The sequence below is a fragment of the Gloeomargarita sp. genome (genome assembly GCF_053491055.1).
The window spans coordinates 1-5,100 of the sequence record NZ_JBRCEP010000065.1; the positions used below are offsets into that span (position 1 = coordinate 1).

A 5,100-nucleotide genomic window follows, 5' to 3' on the forward strand; every position below is an offset into this window, starting at 1 on the left:
CCCAGACCTCAATGCTATTGAGCATGACTTTAGCGCATTAAAAAGATTGTGGATGTATGCTCCTCCTGGCACCACCATTGATGAAATCATTCGTAATTATTGCACAAGTTAGTGTCGCATTCTAAACCGAAATGACTATAAAACTTCAAGGTTTTCACTCGTTGCCGTGACCGACTCTCGCAGCCTAATTTAACGAATGAACGAGCATCTATGGCTTGGGCGGCGGCGTGCGTAGGTGGAACGAGCGCCCCAGCCGTTTGGTCAGCCAAGCCAGGGGGAAACCCAGCCCCAGGATAAAGGGGCTAAAGACCACCAGCCACAGCGCCAACTCCATAGCGCCAAGGGTGACCTGGCCCAGCGCCCGCGTGGCAGCTTGCCAGGTTTTCCCCAACCGCTCTCCCACCGAAGGCAGCGGTGGTTCCCCAGGCGGTGTGGTGAGATACACCTGTATCTGCGCGTAACGCACCCGATTTTGCAGGTTGAGCCGCTGGGCATCTAGTTGTTCAATTTGCTCGCGCACCTGAGTCAATTCCTGGGTGACTTTGAGCACGTCGGCCACCGACCCCGACCGCTCCATGATTTTCAACAGCAGGGCTTCCGCTTGCCGCAAATTCCGTAACCGCGCCCCCACATCCACCAGTTGGTCGCTCACATCTTCGGCGGTGACCTCGCGCTGCGCCACCTTCCCCAGCGTACTCAATCGCCCCAACAGTTCCTCCAAGCGCGTCGCCGGAACCTGCACCGCCAAGGTCAACCGGCGTACCTCGCCTTTGACCCCGTTATCGCTCAGGTTCAGCAGTTCTCCCCCCACCGCCCGCGTCCACCGGATGACCTGCTGACCGGCAGCTTCCGCATCCGCCACTTCCAAGGCAAGAACCGCCTTGCGCGCCAGTTGTGGCTGGTACAAGGCCAGGGGGATGGCCTTCTGCTGGGGGGCAGTGGTCAAGGTAGCCGTTTCAGGAGCCGCTGGCGCCATCTGGGGCGCAGTCCTCATTTCCGAAGGCGCTGCCGTACACCCCGCCACCAGCACCCAGACCCAAGGCCACCACTGCCACTTCACTGGCCCAAATCCATAATGCGATTGAGGCTTTGGTTGCTGCCAATAACCCACATAATCATCCCGGCTTCCAACGGCATGGTGGGATTGGGATTGATTTCAAAATGGGAACCCTGCCGACCCACCGCAATCACACTCACACCGTACTCATTGCGGAGTTTCAAATCCACAATACTTTTGCCCACAAATGCCTCCGGCACCCGCACCTCCACAATGCTATTTTCCGGGTCCAGTTCCAACCGTTCAATGATGTTGGGACGCACCAACGACCGGGCCAGATGTTCCCCCATTTGTTTCTCCGGGTAAACCACCCGCGTCGCCCCCACTTTTTCTAACAAACGGCCATGAATATCCGTCGAGGCCTTGGCGATGATATAGGGGACATTGCCCTCTTTCAAATTCAAGGTCGTCACCACACTTTCTTGAATGTAATTGCCAATGGCCACAATCACCGTTTCAAACTCCAAAATCCCCGCCTCTTTGAGCGCACCCGGGTCCGTGCTGTCTAGTTGGATGGCATGGTCAGCCACCTTCTCCTCAGAGGCAGACAAAACCAAATGTTCTTCCCGGTCCGCCGCCAACACCTCACACCCCATACTCCGCAACGTCGAGCAAACCGCCCGACCAAACCGACCCAAGCCAATCACCGCAAATTGGCGTGTCTGGTGCCGACGGCGGTTCCAAAAGGTTTGCATAGCATGACCCGCAGCCTTTCTCTACCCTACCAAAAAAGTCTCCTGGGGGTAATGGGCACGCAGGGAACGGGGTTCGCGAAACAGGGCCGCCATCAGGATCAGCACCCCCACCCGGCCAGCGTACATCGTCAGGATAATCAATAACTTCCCCGATGGGGTCAACCCCGCCGTAATCCCTGTGGACAGTCCCACCGTCGCAAAGGCAGAAACCACCTCAAAAAACAACTGCAAAAACGTAAATTCCTGCTGCGCTTCGGTCAGAGAAATTAAACACAGCATGACCAGCACCAAGCCCATCGAACCCATAAAAACCGCAATCGCCTTGTAAATCAACAGCGGCGGAATTTCCCGCTCAAACAGCGTGACCTCTTCATGGCCGCGCAAAATCGCCCGCGTCGCCTGCACCAACAGCCGTATGGTTGTCGTTTTGATCCCCCCCCCGGTGCCGCCCGGACTTGCCCCAATAAACATGAGAATAATCAGCAAAAACAAACCCGTAACCGTCATTTGGCTAATATCAATCGTGTTAAAACCCGCCGTCCGCGCCGTCACCGCCTGAAACCAAGCAGCCCACAGCCGGTCTTGCCAACCCATCGCCCCCAGGGTCTGAGGATTGTGTCCCTCAATCATCAGGAAAAATACCGTGCCCAACAGCAATAAAAAAGCAGTTGTGGTGAGGACGACCTTGGTATTCAAACTAAAATTGGTACGCCGGGGACAGCCCGCCTTGACCCACAAATAAACTTCCAAAATCACCTGATAACCAATGCCCCCCAAAATAATTAACGTCGTGGTGGTCATCACCAAATGGGGCGAATTGTAATAGTCCACAAAACTATTGGCAAAGAGACTAAAGCCGGCATTGTTAAACGCATTAATGCTGTGGAATAGACTATGCCATAGACCAGCCCAAAACCCAAATCGCGGCACAAACAGGGGCAGGAGAATCGCCATACCCAAGCCTTCAATGACCACCGTAGCCATCAAGATCGAGCGCAACAACCGGCTGATGCCGCCAATGCCACTTTGATCCAAAGCGTGTTGCATCGCCAATTTATCCCGCAGCCGAAACCGCCGTCCCAACAGGAGCATCAACAGGGTCATCGAGGTCATGTAGCCCAACCCGCCAATTTGAATCAAAAGCAACAGGATCACCTGTCCGACCCAGGAGTAATGGGTGCCCACATCCACCACGGATAGACCCGTGACACAGACCGCCGACGTTGCGGTAAATAAAGCCGTCAGGAGCGAGTTCCAGCCCGGCGCCTGGGTCGCCAGGGGCAACCACAGCAGCAGCGTGCCCACCCCAATTACCAACAGAAAGCCGAGACAAATCGTGCGGGCTGGGTTCATAATGAGGTACTAGGGTGGCTTCCTAACCCTTTATACATGAACGCTTCGTCTGCGCTTGGCCTTATCCTTGCCCTGAGCCTGGTCAACGGTCTGTTTGCCATGTCAGAACTGGCAATCATTTCCGCCCGCAAGGCACGGCTCCAGCAGCAGGCGAATGAGGGCAATGTCCGCGCCCAAAAAGTCTTGGAACTGGCGAGCAACCCCACCCGCATGCTTTCGACCATCCAAATCGTGATCACCCTTATTGGTATCCTGATTGGGGCCTTCGGGGAAGCCACCTTGGGGAATAACTTGGAAGTCAGTTTAACCCAAATTCCTTGGTTGACCACCTATGCGCCGGTGGTGGCGACCCTGTTGGTGGCCGTAGGGAGTACCTATATTGCCCTGATTTTGGGGGAATTGGTGCCCAAACAGGTGGGCTTGAGCTACCCCGAACCGATTGCGATGGCGATGGCCCCCCTTTTAGACCGGTTATCCCGCTGGATGTCGCCCCTGGTGACGGTGTTGAGTATGTCTGCCCAGGCGCTGTTGGGGCTGTTGGGCATTCGCCCGGTGCAAGAACCCCAGGTTTCCGAAGAAGAAATTAAATTGCTCCTGCAACAGGGCACAGAAGCGGGCACTTTTGCCGAATCGGAACAGGACTTGGTCGAGCGGGTCTTTCGCCTGGGGGATCAACGCATTAGCGCCCTGATGACGCCCCGCCCGGATATTGTCTGGCTCGATTTGGAAGATTCGCCCAGCGAAAATCAAAAAGAAATTTGCGAACATCCCTATTCCCGTTTCCCCGTATGTCAGGGGGATTTAGACCATGTGGTGGGGATTGTTTCTGCCCACGATTTGTTGGCGCAGGCGATTCAAAATCAACCCTTCGACCTGACCCAACATCTCAGCCCGCCCCTGTATGTCCCGGAAAATACCCATGCCCTCAAAGTGCTCGAACTCTTGCGCCAGTCGGGGTCGCCGATGGCCCTGGTGGTGGATGAATACGGGGTCATTCAGGGGTTGGTCACCTTCAAGGACATTCTGGAAGCCTTGATTGGGGATATTCCTTCGGTGGATGATGCGGATGAGCCGGGGGCAATCCAGCGGGAAGACGGTTCCTGGTTGGTGGACGGCCTGTTGGGCATTGACAAATTCCAGGAGTTGTTTCCCATCGCCGAATTGCCGGAAAATCCTTCCTATCACACCCTAGCCGGGTTGATTATTGACCATCTGGGGCATATTCCCCAGGTGGCGGAACACTTTGAATGGGGCGGGTTGGAGTTTGAAATTGTGGATATGGACGGCAACCGGGTGGATAAGGTGTTGATTACCTGTCCCCCAGCGAGCGAGAAAATGCTATGATAGTTGCTTACTGCGGGCGTAATTCAGTGGTAGAATGTCAGCTTCCCAAGCTGAACGTCGTGGGTTCGAGTCCCATCGCCCGCTTCTTTTTGTGTGTCCCTTACTGGCACGGTCATTGGCAAACCATTTGGCTGTAACACGCACACGGCGCCATCCAATGGCAGTACAGGCGTGAAGGAGGCACCGGTTCCTTGAAGGCTTTCTGCAGATTTTTGTCGAGCATTGAATTCGGTTAAAAGATAACGAAGCAGGATGTAAACGGTTGATTGAAGCGGTTCTCTGGATGGCTTTGGCGCCCCTTGGCGTTATCTCCCGGAAACTTATGGCAAATGGTCTGCAGTTTAGCAAAGATTTCAGCGGTGGCGTCGTTTTGGGGTAATGTTCAAGTATTTTATTGAAGACCCCGATTTAGAGCATTTGATTCTTGATCCGACGATGGTTCGTGCACACGCGTGTGCTGCGGAAAAAAAAGGGGATACGGCACTAAGATTCATGTACGTGTAAATGGATTATAGTCATTTTTATTGAAAATGCAACATTTTATGAGAGGAGGGTGTAAGATGGGGAGGAAGGTGAGCATCAAGGAGGAGAATCAGAATGTGTTACAGCCTGGATTTACGGAAGAAGGTGATAAGTTTCATTGAGAACGGG

General features: G+C 54.3%; 4 protein-coding genes, 1 tRNA gene and 2 pseudogenes. 4 read left to right on the top strand and 3 right to left on the bottom strand.

What is annotated here, in order from left to right; all coding sequences use genetic code 11:
* Nucleotides 1-112: pseudogene (locus tag ACWISF_RS07125) on the top strand (IS630 family transposase); the annotation flags it as partial.
* A gap of 96 nt (nucleotides 113-208) precedes the next feature.
* On the opposite strand, the gene ACWISF_RS07130 reads toward ACWISF_RS07125, so the two are convergent.
* From ACWISF_RS07130 to ACWISF_RS07140, 3 genes are read right to left on the bottom strand one after another with little or no spacing between them, the layout of a single operon-like run.
* The gene (locus tag ACWISF_RS07130) at nucleotides 209-1,060 is read right to left on the bottom strand and encodes a DUF4349 domain-containing protein (protein WP_448380891.1); all 852 of its coding nucleotides are present in this window, start codon (nucleotides 1,058-1,060) and stop codon (nucleotides 209-211) included.
* Nucleotides 1,057-1,752 (bottom strand): potassium channel family protein, encoded by a 696-nt coding sequence (locus ACWISF_RS07135; RefSeq protein WP_448380892.1) that lies wholly within the window; start codon nucleotides 1,750-1,752, stop codon nucleotides 1,057-1,059. Before ACWISF_RS07135 ends, ACWISF_RS07130 begins: the two co-directional genes overlap by 4 nt.
* A gap of 21 nt (nucleotides 1,753-1,773) precedes the next feature.
* Nucleotides 1,774-3,105: a TrkH family potassium uptake protein gene (locus tag ACWISF_RS07140; protein WP_448380893.1), complete on the bottom strand. Its 1,332-nt coding sequence runs from the start codon at nucleotides 3,103-3,105 to the stop codon at nucleotides 1,774-1,776.
* A 36-nt stretch (nucleotides 3,106-3,141) separates the two neighbouring features.
* Here ACWISF_RS07140 and ACWISF_RS07145 point away from each other — a divergent pair, with 36 nt between their 5' ends.
* The 3 genes and pseudogenes from ACWISF_RS07145 to ACWISF_RS07155 all read left to right on the top strand — a co-directional run.
* On the top strand, nucleotides 3,142-4,449 hold the full coding sequence (locus tag ACWISF_RS07145) for a hemolysin family protein (RefSeq protein ID WP_448380894.1): 1,308 nt from the start codon (nucleotides 3,142-3,144) through the stop codon (nucleotides 4,447-4,449).
* Nucleotides 4,450-4,461: 12 nt separating this feature from the next.
* A tRNA-Gly gene (locus tag ACWISF_RS07150) sits at nucleotides 4,462-4,533 on the top strand.
* Between the two features lie 160 nt (nucleotides 4,534-4,693).
* Nucleotides 4,694-4,935, top strand: a pseudogene (locus ACWISF_RS07155) (transposase); the annotation flags it as partial.
* Nucleotides 4,936-5,100: the final 165 nt, after the last annotated feature.